Consider the following 15,026-nt stretch of genomic DNA (forward strand, 5'->3'; position numbering starts at 1 on the left):
CTTGTCATTGCACCGTGCTTACCACAGTCGTCTCTTCCATGCGGTCAATCGACAGGGCGACCACATGGCGTCCTTCATGCCAGACTGGCACTACCCCGAGTCCCGCCCGAACAGCGTGAAGGAGGCTTCATGAAGGGTACCCCGACCAAGGGGACCGGTTCGGAGCGGTCCTATACCGAATCAGATCTCGCGCCGTTCCTGGAGACCCTCGTCGCCTGGCGCGACGGCGACTTCAGGCGGCGGGTGCCCCACGCCTTGCCCGGCGTCCTCAGCGAGGTGCGGCTGCTGCTGAACGAGGTCGCCGACCGCCGCGAGCACCTGGCCAACGAGCTCATCCGCGTGAGCCGCGAGGTGGTCTCCGAAGGGCGTTTCGGCGTACGACTGGTGCCGGGGCCGGGTGTGGGCCTGTGGGCCGAGAGCGTCCATTCGGTGAACGATCTCATCGACGCGCTGGTCGCCCCCGTGAGCAGCGCGGCCGACGTGCTCGACGCCGTCGCCCAGGGCGACCTGTCCCGCCGCGTCGACATGGAGAGCGCCCGGGGCGAGGTGCGCCGGCTGGGCCGCGCCATCAACGGCATGGTCGACCAGCTGTCGCTGTTCACCTCCGAGGTCACCCGGGTCGCGCGCGAGGTCGGCTCGGAGGGCCAGCTCGGCGGCCGGGCCAACCTGCGCGGCATGTCCGGAAGCTGGCGCGACCTCACCGAGGCCGTGAACACCATGTCGAGCCGCGTGTCGGCCCAGGTTCGCGACATCGCGGTGGTCACCACCGCCGTGGCCCGCGGCGACCTCAGCCGCAAGGTCACCGTCGACGCGGTCGGCGAGATGCTCGAGCTGAAGAACACCGTCAACACCATGGTCGACCAGCTGTCGGCCTTCGCCGAAGAGGTCACCCGCGTCGCCCGCGAGGTCGGCACCGAGGGCGAGCTCGGCGGCCAGGCGCGCGTGCGCGGCGTGTCGGGCGTCTGGAAGGACCTCACCGACAACGTCAACGTCATGGCGAGCAACCTCACCAGCCAGGTCCGCAACATCGCGACCGTGGCGACCGCCGTGGCCCAGGGCGACCTCTCCAAGAAGATCACTGCGGACGCGCAGGGCGAGATCCTGCAGCTCAAGGAGACCCTCAACACGATGGTCGACCAGCTGTCGCTGTTCGCCGACGAGGTCACCCGCGTCGCCCGCGAGGTCGGCACCGAGGGCCAGCTGGGCGGCCGCGCCGAGGTGAAGGGCGTGTCGGGCGTCTGGAAGGACCTCACCGACAACGTCAACTCCATGGCCAACAACCTCACCTACCAGGTGCGCAACATCGCCCAGGTGACCAAGGCCGTGGCCGGCGGCGACCTGTCGAAGAAGATCGACGTCGACGCCCAGGGCGAGATCCTGGAGCTCAAGTCCACGATCAACACCATGGTCGATCAGCTGTCGCTGGTGGCCTCCGAGGTGAGCCGCGTCGCCCGCGAGGTGGGCTCCGAGGGGCAGCTGGGCGGGCAGGCCCAGGTCCACGGCGTGTCGGGCGTCTGGAAGGACCTCACCGACAACGTCAACTTCATGGCCAACAACCTGACCTCGCAGGTGCGGCAGATCGCGGCCGTCTCCACCGCCGTCGTCCAGGGAAACCTCTCCCGCAAGATCACCGTCGACGCGCAGGGCGAGATCCTGCAGCTCAAGGACACCGTCAACACGATGGTCGACCAGCTGTCGCTGTTCGCCGACGAGGTCACCCGCGTCGCCCGCGAGGTCGGCACCATGGGCCAGCTCGGCGGCCAGGCCCGCGTACGCGGCGTGTCGGGCGTCTGGAAGGACCTCACCGACAACGTCAACCTGATGGCCACCAACCTGACCTACCAGGTCCGCAACATCGGCGAGGTCACCACGGCGGTCGCCCGGGGCGACCTGTCCAAGAAGATCGACGTCGACGCCCAGGGCGAGATCCTCGTCCTGAAGACCACCATCAACCGCATGGTCGACCAGCTGTCGTCGTTCGCCTCCGAGGTCACCCGTGTGGCCCGCGAGGTCGCCTCCGAGGGCCGGCTCGGCGGCCAGGCGCGCGTCGAGGGCGTCGAGGGCACCTGGAAGCAGCTCACCCAGAGCGTGAACGAGCTGGCCAGCAACCTCACCACCCAGGTCCGCGCCATCGCCGAGGTCACCAGCGCCGTCGCCCGGGGCGACCTCACCCGCTCGATCACCGTGCAGGCGCAGGGCGAGCTGGCCGACCTCAAGGACAACATCAACACGATGGTGTCCAACCTGGTGGCAACCACCAACGCCAACCAGGAGCAGGACTGGCTCAAGAGCAACCTGGCGCGCGTCTCGCGCCTCATGCAGGGCCACCGCGACCTCATGGAGGTCGCCAAGCTCATCATGAGCGAGCTCACGCCGCTGGTCTCCGCCCAGTACGGCGCCTTCTACCTCGTGCAGAACCCCAGCGACGAGGAGCTCCACCTGATCGCCGGGTACGGCGTGCGTCCCGAGTGCAGCCCGCGGCCGAGCTTCGTCTTCGGCGACGGCGTCATCGGGCAGGCGGCGGCCGAGGGCCGTCCCGTCGTGCTCGACGCGGTGCCGGCCGGGTATCTCACGGTCGACTCGGGCCTGAGCAGCTCCACCCCCGCCCAGATCGTCGTGCTGCCGGTGCTGTTCGAGGACCAGGTGCTCGGCGTGATGGAGCTGGCGTCCCTGAGCCCCTTCGGCGAGGTGCACCTGGCGTTCCTCAACCAGCTCGTCGAGACCATCGGCGTGACGATGAACACCATCATCGCCAACTCCCGCACCGAGGACCTCCTCACCCAGTCGCAGCGGCTCACCACCGAGCTGCGTGAGCGCTCCGACGAGCTCCAGCGCCAGCAGGAGGAGCTGCGCCGGTCGAACGCCGAGCTCGAGGACAAGGCGGCGCTGCTCGCCAAGCAGAACCGCGCCATCGAGATCCAGAACTTCCAGATCGAGCAGGCCCGCCGCACCCTCGAGGAGCGCGCCGAGCAGCTCGCCGTCTCCTCGCACTACAAGTCCGAGTTCCTGGCGAACATGTCGCACGAGCTGCGCACCCCGCTCAACAGCCTGCTGGTGCTCGCCAAGCTGCTCACCGAGAACAGCGAGGGCAACCTCACCCCGAAGCAGGTGGAGTTCGCCAAGACCATCCACGGCGCCGGGTCGGCCCTCCTGCAGCTGATCAACGACATCCTCGACCTCGCCAAGGTCGAGGCGGGCCGCATGGACGTCCACCCGCAGCAGCTCTCGCTGCCCAAGCTGGTCGACTACGTCGAGGCGACGTTCGCGCCGCTCGCGCAGGACAAGGGGCTGTCCTTCTCGGTCACGGTCGACCCGTCGGTGCCCGACGAGCTGCAGACCGACGAGCAGCGCCTGCAGCAGGTGCTGCGCAACCTGCTCTCCAACGCCGTCAAGTTCACCCCCAAGGGCGAGGTGCGCCTGCACATCACCCGGCCGGACGGCGTCGCGCCGTACGTCGACGAGTCGCTGAAGACCGGCGCCGAGATCGTGTCGTTCGCCGTGGTCGACACCGGCATCGGCATCCCGTCCGACAAGCTCGAGGTGATATTCGAGCAGTTCCGCCAGGCCGACGGCACCACCAGCCGCAAGTACGGCGGCACGGGCCTCGGCCTGTCGATCTGCCGCGAGCTCGCCCGGCTCCTCGGCGGCGAGATCCACGCCGAGAGCGAGCCCGGGCGCGGCAGCGCGTTCACCCTGTATCTGCCGGTCAGCTACACCGGCCCGCTCATCGGCGACGACGGCGGTGCCACGGTGGTGACCTCGTCCACCGTCGAGTCGCAGGCCCCCGAGCTCGGCGTTCCCGAGACGCCGGCCGAGATCCCGCAGCTCAGCCAGGAGCTCCACCTGCACCAGCTCGCGCCGCCCGCCGAAACCGCGACCTGGCAGGGCGACGATCCACTGGACGGTGCGAAGATCCTCATCGTGGACGACGACATCCGTAACGTCTTCGCCCTGACCAGTGTGCTGGAACGGCACGGCGCGACCGTGGTGTACGCCGAGAACGGCCGTGAGGGCATCGAGCAGCTCGAGCGCAACGAAGATGTCGCGCTGGTGCTGATGGACATTATGATGCCCGAGATGGACGGCTGGGCGACGACGTCGGCGATCCGCCGTATGCCGCAGTTCGCCGACCTGCCGATCATCGCGCTCACCGCCAAGGTCATGCGCGGTGACCGGGAGAAGAGCATCGCCTCGGGCGCGTCCGACTACGTCCCCAAGCCGGTGGACGTCGATCATCTGCTCGAGCGCCTGCGCGGGTGGCTCACGCGCGGCCGGGTCGCCTCGGGCGACGGCACGGAAGGACGCGGTTGATGCCGGACCGAGCGAAGATCCTCCTCGTCGACGATCGAGAGGAGAACCTCATCGCGCTTGAGGCCATCCTCAGCTCGCTCGACGTGGTCGCCGTGCGCGCGAAGTCCGGCGAGGAGGCTCTGAAGGCCCTGCTCAGCACGGAGTTCGCCCTCATCCTCCTCGACGTGCGCATGCCCGGCATGGACGGCTTCGAGACGGCCGCCCACATCAAGCGGCGCGAGCGCACCCGCAACATCCCGATCATCTTCCTGACCGTGGTCGACAGCGCGCCCGACTACGCCTTCCGAGGGTACGCCGCGGGCGCCGTCGACTACCTCACCAAGCCCTTCGACCCGTGGGTCCTGCGGGCGAAGGTGTCAGTGTTCGTCGAGCTCTACACCATGAACCGCAGGCTCGCCGAGCAGGCGGCCCTGCTGCGTGAGCGGCTCAGCGTGGAACTCCCCGAGGGCACGGCCGCCGAGGTCCTGCCCGAGCTGTCGCGCCGCCTGACCGCCGTCGAGGAAGACCTCTCCCGGGTCAAGGAGATCGCCGCCAAGAGCAACGGCGGCAACACCATCACCGGCCCCCTGAACGACCTCACCGACCGCGTGACCCACCTCCGCGCCGGCTTCGACGCCCTCTCCTGACCCCACCCCACCCCCTCCCCAGCCACACCGAAACGACCTGCACTTCAACGCCCTCCCCCGGACGCCCCTCCGATGCCGCCCTCCCACTGCGGCGGCCCGCTTGCTGCGGGCGGAACAGGGATGTGTAATATCCCTGATTGTGAACATGGGTGAGGGAGTCGAGTGGGCCCTGCACTGCTGTGTGACGCTGGCCTGGTTGCGGGACGAGGGACCGGTGTCCATCCGCAAGCTCGCCACGTGGTTCGACCTGCCGCAGGAGTACCTCAAGAAGCGGCTACAGGCGCTGACCCGCGCCGGCATCCTGAACTCGACACCCGGCGTCCGGGGCGGCTTCTCGCTGGCGCGCCCACCCGAGCGGATCACGCTGATGGACGTCGTCACCGCCCTCGAGGGGCCCGCGGAGGCGTTCCGCTGCGCCGAGATCCGGCAGCGGGGCGAAGGGGCCGTCGGCGCCGGTGAGGAGTTCAGCCGCCCCTGCGGTATCTCCGTGGCGATGCGCCGCGCCGAGCTCGCCTGGCGACGCGAACTGGCCGCCCAGACCATCGCCGACCTGATGGCCGGGGCACAGGCGAGCGCGGAACGCACCCGCAGAAACTACGCCCGTATGCGCACCTGACCCCCGCCACCCGCACCGCCCTCCATCCCAGACCACCCGCATCGCCTTCCTTCCCAGACCACCCGCATCGCCCTCCTTCCAGACCACCCGCACCGTCCCCCTTCCCGGCCCACCCACCGGACGGGCGCGAATGTCGGTGGGGGTGTATCAGATGCCAGAAACACGTAGACCTATGAAGGGAACAGGGATGTCCAATATCCCGTTTACTGATGGGCTCGACACCGGAGCCGCTCCCCCGGCCCAGCGAGGGCTCGGGGGGACTCTTGTGCTCGCGGTCGGCACCTTCGCCGTCGGCACGGACGCGTACGTGGTGGCGGGGTTCCTGCCCGCCATGGCGCACTCCCTCGAGGTCACCGAGGCCGTGGCCGGCCAGTCCGCGACCCTCTTCGCCGTCGTCTACGCCGTGCTCGCCCCGGTCCTCGCCACCGTCACCGCCCGGGTGCCCCGCCGAGCGCTGCTGGTGACGGCCCTGCTGGTCCTCGCCCTGGCCAACCTGGGGGCGGCCCTGGCTCCGAACTACCCCGCGCTGATGGTCGCCCGTGCCGTGGCGGCCGTGGGCGCGGCGGCCTTCACCCCCAACGCGGGCGCCGTCGCCTCCTCGCTGGTCGCCCCCGCACAGCGCGCCCGCGCGCTCGCCGTGGTGGTGGGCGGCCTCACCGTCGCGACCGCGCTCGGCGTGCCGCTGGGCAACCTCACCGAGAAGGTCCTGACCTGGCGGGCCGCGCTCGGCCTGGTCGCGGCGCTCTGCGTGCTCTGCGCCGCGGGCGTGACCGCCGTCATGCCGGCGCTGCCGGGCAACCCCCGCGTCCCCCTGCGCGACCGCCTCGCCGCCCTGCGCCGCCCCGGCGTGGTGGCGGTGCTGCCGCTGACCGTGATCGGCCTCGCCGCGAGCTACGGTCTGTACGCCTACGCCGTCCCTGTCCTGCACGCGGTGGGCGCCGGACCCGCGACGGAGACGTGGCTGCTCTTCCTGTACGGCGTCGGGGCCGTCACCGGCAACCTCGCCGCCGGCTCCGCCGCTGACCGGCGCGGGCCCGTCCGTGTCCTGGCCATCGGGTACGTGGCACTCGCCGTTACGCTGGCGCTCTTCGCCTGGGCGGCCGGCGCGGGCGTCCACTGGCTGCCGTTGGCCGGCCTTCTGATGGTGGCCTGGGGCGCGAGCACCTGGTTCCAGACGCCGGCCCAGCAACTGAGGCTGATCTCCGCCGCGCCGGATGAGACGGCCGTGGTCGTCGGCCTCAACGCCTCGGCGCTCTACATCGGCATCGCGCTCGGGACGGCCCTCGGGGGGCTGCTGCTCCCCATCGGCCCGCCCGTCGCCCTCGCCGCCTGCGCCGCGCTGGCGCTCGTGTGCCTCCTCTACCTCGCGGCCACCCGCCACCACCACTAGGAGGACCGCGAGCGGGTCACCCGCCGTGGAACGGCGCCGGCTTCACCGCACCTCGTCCCGCCGCCCCGGCGCCGACGAGATGACCGGACTCGACGCAGGCGAAGGACAGCGAGCGAAGGTGACCCAACCCCATTACCAGGGACCTGCTCGCGGGTGCCCCGGAAGCCGCAGGAGATAGCACACCCGTCGACGTCGCCGTTACCGGCGGGCGCGTTCCAGGGCGTCCCAGAAGCCGCGGCGCAGGGCGTGCCGTACCTCGTCGTGGAGCAGGAAGTCGATGGGGAGCGACGAACCCTGCAGGAGCCGGGCCTCGAGGTCCGAAGGCATGCGGGGCTTGCGGGCCAGCACCGCTTCGAGCCACAGGGCGGGGGCGTCCCTGGCGACCGACTCGCCGAAGTCGTGCCCCTCCTTGTGGGCGGCCTTCACCGCGTCGGCGAGCGTGGTCGTGCCGGGGGAGCTCGCCTGCGGGGGCACCGGCGCGGGCTGCGGGCCGGTGTACGGGCCGAGCTGGGGCGCCGGGAAGCCCTGCGTCAGGCTGGAGCCCCCTCCCATGGTGTACTGGGCCGGCACGGGCGGGGCCGCCTGCGGAGGCACGGGCGCCGCCATGGGCGGAGACGGCGGCGGGCCGGCCTGCTCACGCTGCTGCGGCTCGGAGGCGTACGCCCCGTACGACGGTGGCAGCGCCGGCTGAGCCATGCGCGGCGGGCTGGGCGGCTGCGAGCCGGAAGTGTGGGACGTCTGCGCATGGGAGGCGGTCCCGTGGCTCATCGGGGACGGGGCCCCGTGAGCAGCGGCGGAGGTGTCGGGCCCATGGGAGGACGCGGCGGTGGCGGCCGGGGTGTGAGCGCCGATGGCGCTGTGGGCTCCGGGACCGGAGCCGCGGGAACCCGCCTCCTGGTGCCCGGCCCCGGACATACCAGGCTCGTGTGAGCCGAGGCCGGGCGAGGAGGAATCGTGGGCCCGGGAGGTCGGCGCGCCGGACTCGTCGCGGGCGAGCTGCCGCGTCTCCGCGTCCTGGCCACCCGACCGGAGCAGGCCCGCCTCCCCGGAGCGGCCGAGCGGACCGCCCTCCTGCCCACCGACGCCGAGAAGCCCCGACTGGTCGGCACGGCCGGCCCCCGAAGACCCGGAATCGGAACGACCGGCGCCGGGCAGCCCGGAATCGGAACGGCCGGTTCCCAGAGAGCCGGAACCAGTGCGGCCGGCGCCCAGCAGAGCGGAGTCAGAACGACCAGTCTCCGAGGACCCGGACTCGGCACGGGCGGCCCCTAACGAGCCGGCCCCGGTACGGCTGGAGCCGAGCAGGCCGGGATCCGAAGGGCCGGGCCCGAGAGAACCGGAGTCGGACCTGCCCGCCCCCGGGAAACCGGACTCGGAACGGGGGGATCCCAGGTATCGGGAGTCGGAACGGCCGGAGCCGCCCAGCAGCCCCGTCTCCGAGCGGCCGGCCTCCAGAGAACCGGACTCCGAGTGGACGGGCCCCAGAGAACCCGACTCCGAGCGGCTGAGGCCGAGCGCGCCCGGCTCGGTACCACTGGAGCCCAGTGCACTCTGGTGGGCGCTCCGGGAGCCGAGAGGACCGTGCTCCTGATGGCCGGACCCGGGCGAGCCGGAGTCGCCGTGGCCGGACCTGAGGGGGTCCGCCTCACCACGCGGTGCGAGCAGGCCGGACTCGTGGACGTTCGAAGGGAGCAGGCCGGACGCCTGAGCGCCGGCGGCCTGCGCCGACGGTTCGGCCCCCTGGGAAGTGCCATGGGAGGAAGTGCCGTGAGGAGGAGTGCCGAGGGACGCCGCCGAGGGACCGACCGCTCCCGAGGAGCTCAGCGGTCCCGACGAGGCCAGTGAAGCCGGGGACCCCAGCGGTCCCGACGACCCTCGGGAAGCGGCCTCCTCCGCGGTGGCCCCGTACGTCGACCCGCTGGCCATGCCTGTAGCGGAAGACCCCGTGTCCTGGGAGGCGAGAGGCTGCCCCGACGAGGGCGCGAAACGCGGCGCGGTGGACTCAAGGTCGGTGGACGCCGCCGAACCACCCTCCCCCGCCCCCTGGGAACCATAAGAGGACGCGCTGGACGAACCGCCACTCACCGGGCCTTGGGCGCCGTAAGAAGACCCGGCGGAAGAACCACCACCCACCGAACCCTGGGAACCGTAAGAAGACCCGGCGGAAGAACCACCACCCACCGAACCCTGGGAACCGTAAGAAGACCCGGCGGAAGAACCACCACCCACCGGACCCTGGGAGCCGTACGGGGAGCCGGCGGCTGGGGGTGGGGCCGATGAGGAGGCGCGTCGTCCGCTGTAGGCGTGGTCACGCCCGTTGCTCAGTGGCTGTGACGCGCGCCGGCCGTTCCCGGACGGGGAGCCGGGCTGGGCGCCGGTCGCGATGTTGCCGGTCACCAGGCTGACGTACGGCCGCAGATGACCCGCCCCGATCTCGATCAGGTCGTCGCACTCCTGCTGGAGCGTGCGCGAGACCGCCCAGCCCCCCTCGGCCACGATGTTGATCACGGTCACCCGGATGCCGAGGTCCTGGGCGTCGCTCACCACCTGGGCGAGGTCCTCGTCGCCGCTGACCACGACGGCGTCGCAGATGGCGTTGTTACGGGCCAGGGTCATGAGGTCGCGGTGGACCTGGGCGTCGACCCCTTCTCTGCGCCCGGGCCTGATGCGCGCCAGGCGGAGTTTGAGCCCGGGGATGTCGGCCAGCGCGTCGTGCTCGGGGGTGCGCCTGCCCTCGACCGTCGCCTCGTACCAGTAGCAGCGCAGCAACGGCAGGTCGGTGCGCTCGCGGGAGAGCGTGGAGAGCAGCTGGAGCAGCCCTGGATAGTCCCAGGCGACGGCTTCGCGATGGCGGGTGCCATGGACGGCCATCGCGCCGTCGGCCAGCAAATAGCCGGCGTCCACGAACAGCGCGCAGCGATCCACGCGACACCGCCCTTTCGCACGTGGCCCAAGCCCGGTGGCAGCCGAAGCCCGGCCCTATCTCAGGGTAATGAAGCCTCTGATCGCGCGAGGGTGAATCCCGGCGATTCGGCCCGCGCATGACCATGTTCAAGAACATTCATCCAGACCGTACCAGTTGCTCTTCTATCACCGTCCTGGGGTGATAAACGAGTGGCCAGTAGGACCATCCGGATGCGCTATCTCTAGGCTGGGCACGTGACATATCGGGACAATCTGCTAGACGAGATCAAGAAAAAGGGCGTCGTGCACGGACGCGTCGTGCTCTCCTCCGGTCAGGAGGCCGACTGGTACGTGGACCTGCGGCGTATCACGCTGGACGCCGTCGCGGCCCCGATGGTGGGCCAGGTGATGCTCGACCTCACCGAGGACCTCGGCTACGACGCGGTGGGAGGCCTGACTCTGGGGGCCGACCCGGTGGCGACCGCCATGCTGCACGCGGCGGCCGCCCGCGGCCGGCGACTGGACGCGTTCGTCGTCCGCAAGGCGGGCAAGGCCCACGGCCTTCAGCGCCGCATCGAGGGGCCGGACGTCGCCGGCCGGCGGGTGCTGGCCGTGGAGGACACCTCGACCACCGGCGGGTCCGTCCTCACGGCGGTGGAGGCGCTGCGGGAGGCCGGCGCCGAGATCGTGGGCGTGGCGACGATCGTCGACCGGGGCGCGAAGTCCAGGATCGAGGAGACGGGCCTGCCCTACCGCTCGGCCTACAGCCTGGACGACCTCGGGCTCGCCTGAGCGCCGCCGTGCCACGCGCGGCGACGCGGCCGGTCACTGCTCCGGTGCGCGCTTGACCGTGAAGCTCTGCCGCTCCCCCGGTTTGCCGGGGGAGCGCGCCTTGCCGTTCACCTCGACGTAGACGGTGGAGGCGTCGCCGAGCACGACGTCGAGGGCCGGCTGGGTGTAGATCGCCTGCTGGCCCTGGGCGAGGTCACGGTCTTCGATGACGTCGCCGCCGGTGGCCCGGACGAAGATCGGGCACCGGTCGGCCCGGCACTCCACGAACAGGGTGGGCACGGTGCGGCCGGAATCCTGAGCGGACGGCGAGGGCGAGGGGCCACCGCTCGACGCGCTCGCGCTGGGGGAGGGCGAAGCGCCGCTCGAGTCGAGCGAGCCGATGAGGGAGATCACGCCGACGACGACGAGCCCGAGCACCGCGAGGATCGCCACGCCGACGAGCAGCAGGCGGGCGATTCCCATCGGGTCGGTCCGGTGACGTCCCACATACCGGAGAGTAGCGGTTGGACCCCGTTCCGAACGACCGCTCGGCAGGACTCGTCAGCCCGGCTTTCACCGCCCGGACGGGGGCTAGAACGGCGAGGTGGTGTCCCGGTGGTGCCGGCCGCGCGGCTCGGGGACGGCCTGCTTGCCCTCCTTGCGCCCCTTCAGCACCTCGCGGATGATGGGGATCACCGACAGGACGATGATGACCGCGGCGCCGGGCAGGATGTAGCGGTCGACGTTCGGAATGCTCCTGCCCGCGAAGTAGCCGATGAGCAGCATCGACTCTGTCCACAGGATGCCGCCGACGACGTTCCACAGGAAGAACCGCGCGGCGGGCATGCCGAGGATGCCGGCGACGGGGTTGAGGAACGTGCGGACGATCGGGATGAACCTCGCCAGCACCACGGCCCTGGAGGGGCCGAACTTCTGGAAGTAGTGCTCGGCCTTCTCGACGTACTCCTGCTTGAAAAGGCGGGAGTCGGGCCGGGAGAACAGCCGGGGCCCCGTTTTGGCGCCGATGAGATGGCCCAGTTGCGCCCCCGCGATGGCGCACAGGGGGGCGGCGACCAGCAGGACGCCCAGCGGGAACGGCGATTCGAGGCCGACGGAATGGGCGACCGCCGCCGAGGCCCCCATGCCGGCGACCACCAGCAGCGAGTCACCCGGCAGGAAGAAACCGATCAGCAGACCGGTCTCGGCGAAGATGATCGCGAGAATGCCGATGAGCCCGAAGGTGACGATCCACCATTGGGCGTCCAGAAGATTAGTGAGGTCCATCACCGATGAGGGTACAGCCGAAAGGCGGGTTCGCGGCGCGACCGGGGGTAGGACCAGCTGTGTCAAAAGCACAGGGCGAGCCGGGCGGTCGAGAAGAGGGTGCGAGGGCGAGGTGAACACGTGCGCCGCTACTTCTTCCTCGTCCGTCACTCCTTCGCGATACTGACCCCCGGGGCTCCTCCTCGCGCAGCGAGGATGAGCCGATCTGTCCTCCGCGCCCGAACAGGGGAGAGATCCAGCCCCGCGCCCGCCATTCGTTCCATCTAGGGAGATGACTTCCGATGCCTATCGCTACCCCAGAGGTCTATGCCGAGATGCTGGACCGGGCCAAGGCCAACGGTTTCGCATACCCCGCGATCAACGTGACGTCGACGCAGACGTTGAACGCCGCGTTGCGCGGTTTCGCGGAGGCCGAGAGCGACGGCATCATCCAGGTGTCGACCGGTGGCGCCGAATACCTGTCCGGCAGCACGGTGAAGGACATGGTGACCGGCTCGGTGGCGCTGGCGGAGTTCGCCCACGTCGTGGCCGACAAGTACCCCGTCAACATCGCCTTGCACACCGACCACTGCCCCAAGGACAAGCTCGACGGCTTCGTGCGCCCGCTGCTCGAGATCTCCAAGCGGCGGGTGGCCGAGGGCGGGAACCCCCTGTTCCAGTCCCACATGTGGGACGGCTCGGCCTGCCCGCTGGACGAGAACCTCGAGATCGCCCAAGACCTCCTCCAGAAGGCGAAGGAGGCGAACGTCGTCCTGGAGCTGGAGATCGGCGTCGTCGGCGGCGAGGAGGACGGCATCGTCGGCGAGATGAACGAGAAGCTGTACAGCACGCCGGGGGACGCGCTCGCCACCGCCGAGGCCCTCGGCCTGGGGGAGAACGGCCGTTACATCCTGGCCGCGACCTTCGGCAACGTGCACGGCGTCTACAAGCCGGGCCACGTCAAGCTCCGCCCGAGCGTGCTGAAGGACATCCAGGAGGCCGTCGGCGCCAAGTACGGCAACGAGAAGCCGTTCTACCTGGTGTTCCACGGTGGCTCCGGCTCCTCCCTGGACGAGATCCGCGAGGCGATCTCCTACGGCGTGGTGAAGATGAACATCGACACCGACACCCAGTACGCCTTCACCCGCCCGGTGGCCGACCACATGTTCCGCAAGTACGACGGCGTGCTGAAGGTGGACGGCGACGTGGGCAACAAGAAGGACTACGACCCCCGCTCCTGGGGCAAGTCGGCCGAGGCCGGCATGGCGGCCCGGGTCTCCCAGGCCTGTGACGACCTGCTGTCGGCCGGTAACAAGCTGAGCTGAGCGGAGAAAGATCGGCCAGTCACGAAGTGTGACATCTCTCATGGAACGGGCGGATTCGCGGATCTGCCCGTTCCATGGGAATTTCCTGAGAGAAAGCGTAAAAAGAGTTGCATGAGAGGTTGGTGTAACAAATACGTCGTTAGCATGAGCTAAATGTTCATCTCCTACCGAGCGCGACCATATGTGTGCGGTGCCATCGGAAAGTGGGATGCACGGACGGCGGAGCGGCTGCTGTCGGCCTCGCCGCGAGGTCTCGACGAGGTGCACCGTTCTCCGCTCGCCGCCCTGTGGTCGACGGGTGAGCCAGAGAACTGGTCGGCGGGGCCGAACTCCGGCCACCTGTGGTGGCCCGCGGCGGGAGGACCACCTCAGCCGCACTCCTGGCAGGACGCCGCCGAGCGCCGCCTGGCCGCCGGGCTGGCGGTCGAGCGTGGCGCGGCCGTCCTCCACACCGACGCCCTCGGCCTGAACGATCTGTACGTCCGCCGCCTCGGAGACGCCCTGTACTTCTCCGCCCGGATCGACCCTCTCGTCCGCCTCGACGACGCACCCCTCCACGTGGACTGGTCCGCCTGGGCGAACCTGCTGGTGATGACGACGCCGGTCGGCGACGAGACGCCGTTCCGCGAGATCAGGCACCTGGAGGGCGGCACCGCGTGGCGGTCGGACGACCGGGGACTCCGGTTGGAGCGTTTCGAGCCCGCCTGGTACGCCGCCGAGCCGGACGAGCCACCCGCGCCGGAGGAAATGGTCGACCTGATCGCCGACCGCATCCCGCACCGATCGGGGCCCGTCGCGATCGGCCTCAGCGGCGGCTGGGACTCCCGGTTGCTCGCCGCGCTGGCCGCCGGCCGTCCCGGCACCCAGTTGGAGGCGTGGACCACCAGCACCGACGACGGGCTGGACCTCGACATCACCTGCGCCCGCACCGTGGCCGCGACGCTGGGCGTCCCCCACCACGTGGTGCGGCCGGGGCCGGAGTCGTGGCTGGAGGAGCACCGGACGGTGTGGCGGCGGATCCAGTACCAGAGCCTGCACCACGGCTGGGCGATGCCGTACGCCAGGGCGGCGCACCGGCTGCGGGCGCCGCTGATCGACGGATGCCTGGGCGACGGGCTGCTGCGGACCCGCGACGACCACCCGCGGGCGTCCCGCGCGGCGAGTCACGAGCAGGCGCGGACGATCACCTGGCAGGCCCTGACGACCCATTTCCCCCACCATCCCGAGGTGTGGGCCCCGAAGGTGGGCGACACCCTCGCCGAGCTCAGCCTGACGGCGTTCCACCGGGTGATGCGCCCGGCCGAGGGCCACCACGCGATGCCCGTCCTCGCGCGGCTGCTGACCCGCTACCGGGGCATCTACGCCGCGCCGAACTGGATGCTCGGGCCGGAGGCCGAGGTCTGGCTGCCCTTCGCCGACCCGGACGTGGTCACCGCCGCGCTGCGGGTGCCGCTCGCGGCCCGGGAGGATCACGCGTATTACCGGGCGATGCTGGGGTACGGGGCACCGCATGTGGCATGGCTGCCCTCGACGAACGACCCCGGCGACAGGCCTGAGCCGGGCCCGCAGCGCAAGACGAGCCCCGCGGCGCTGGCCGCGCTCGCGCAGAGCATCGCGGACTGTGACGAGGTACGGGCGCTCCTCGGTCCGCGGCTGCTGGCGGCGCTGAGCGATTCCGAGCTGCGCGCGCGGCAGGCCAAGTGGTCCGGCCCCCTTTACGTCCTCCAGTGGGCGAGCATGCTCGCCGACTGGCGTACGCAGTACGGCTCCCGTCTGACCTGGGAGTCCATCCCCTGACCACGCGTAATCTGGAACCCCCT

The 15,026-nt window shown here is 70.6% G+C and carries 10 protein-coding genes; 7 read left to right on the forward strand and 3 right to left on the reverse strand.

What is annotated here, in order from left to right; translation table 11 throughout:
• The first annotated feature begins 129 nt into the window (after positions 1-129).
• From KIK05_RS08860 to KIK05_RS08875, 4 genes are all read left to right on the forward strand, one after another.
• Positions 130-4,311 carry a HAMP domain-containing protein gene (locus KIK05_RS08860; protein WP_214410091.1) on the forward strand — a complete coding sequence of 1,394 codons (4,182 nt, stop codon included), beginning with the start codon at positions 130-132 and terminating at the stop codon, positions 4,309-4,311.
• Positions 4,311-4,937 (forward strand): response regulator, encoded by a 627-nt coding sequence (locus KIK05_RS08865; protein ID WP_214410092.1) that lies wholly within the window; start codon positions 4,311-4,313, stop codon positions 4,935-4,937. The genes KIK05_RS08860 and KIK05_RS08865 overlap by 1 nt, the downstream gene beginning before the upstream one ends.
• 145 nt (positions 4,938-5,082) lie before the next feature.
• Complete coding sequence (locus tag KIK05_RS08870) at positions 5,083-5,553, forward strand: RrF2 family transcriptional regulator (protein WP_250562431.1); 471 nt, start codon at positions 5,083-5,085, stop codon at positions 5,551-5,553.
• Between the two features lie 187 nt (positions 5,554-5,740).
• Positions 5,741-6,943, forward strand: coding sequence for an MFS transporter (locus KIK05_RS08875; protein WP_214410094.1), 1,203 nt, complete (start codon positions 5,741-5,743; stop codon positions 6,941-6,943).
• A 198-nt stretch (positions 6,944-7,141) separates the two neighbouring features.
• Here KIK05_RS08875 and KIK05_RS46690 read toward each other — a convergent pair whose 3' ends face one another.
• Positions 7,142-9,868 carry an NYN domain-containing protein gene (locus KIK05_RS46690; protein WP_308249822.1) on the reverse strand — a complete coding sequence of 909 codons (2,727 nt, stop codon included), beginning with the start codon at positions 9,866-9,868 and terminating at the stop codon, positions 7,142-7,144.
• A gap of 234 nt (positions 9,869-10,102) precedes the next feature.
• Between KIK05_RS46690 and pyrE the strand changes: the two genes are divergently transcribed.
• Positions 10,103-10,639 (forward strand): orotate phosphoribosyltransferase, encoded by a 537-nt coding sequence (pyrE, locus tag KIK05_RS08890; protein ID WP_214410095.1) that lies wholly within the window; start codon positions 10,103-10,105, stop codon positions 10,637-10,639.
• 33 nt (positions 10,640-10,672) lie between these two features.
• Here pyrE and KIK05_RS08895 read toward each other — a convergent pair whose 3' ends face one another.
• Both KIK05_RS08895 and KIK05_RS08900 read right to left on the reverse strand, forming a co-directional pair.
• Complete coding sequence (locus KIK05_RS08895) at positions 10,673-11,125, reverse strand: DUF4115 domain-containing protein (protein WP_214410096.1); 453 nt, start codon at positions 11,123-11,125, stop codon at positions 10,673-10,675.
• An 84-nt stretch (positions 11,126-11,209) separates the two neighbouring features.
• The gene (locus KIK05_RS08900; RefSeq protein ID WP_214410097.1) at positions 11,210-11,902 is read right to left on the reverse strand and encodes a DedA family protein; all 693 of its coding nucleotides are present in this window, start codon (positions 11,900-11,902) and stop codon (positions 11,210-11,212) included.
• A 281-nt stretch (positions 11,903-12,183) separates the two neighbouring features.
• On the opposite strand from KIK05_RS08900, the gene fbaA reads away from it, so the two are divergent.
• Both fbaA and KIK05_RS08910 read left to right on the forward strand, forming a co-directional pair.
• Positions 12,184-13,206 carry a class II fructose-bisphosphate aldolase gene (gene fbaA / locus KIK05_RS08905; RefSeq protein ID WP_214410098.1) on the forward strand — a complete coding sequence of 341 codons (1,023 nt, stop codon included), beginning with the start codon at positions 12,184-12,186 and terminating at the stop codon, positions 13,204-13,206.
• A 261-nt stretch (positions 13,207-13,467) separates the two neighbouring features.
• The gene (locus KIK05_RS08910) at positions 13,468-15,003 is read left to right on the forward strand and encodes an asparagine synthetase B family protein (RefSeq protein ID WP_214410099.1); all 1,536 of its coding nucleotides are present in this window, start codon (positions 13,468-13,470) and stop codon (positions 15,001-15,003) included.
• Positions 15,004-15,026 lie beyond the last annotated feature (23 nt).

The organism is Sphaerisporangium fuscum (assembly GCF_018531465.1).
Lineage (GTDB): Bacteria > Actinomycetota > Actinomycetes > Streptosporangiales > Streptosporangiaceae > Sphaerisporangium > Sphaerisporangium fuscum.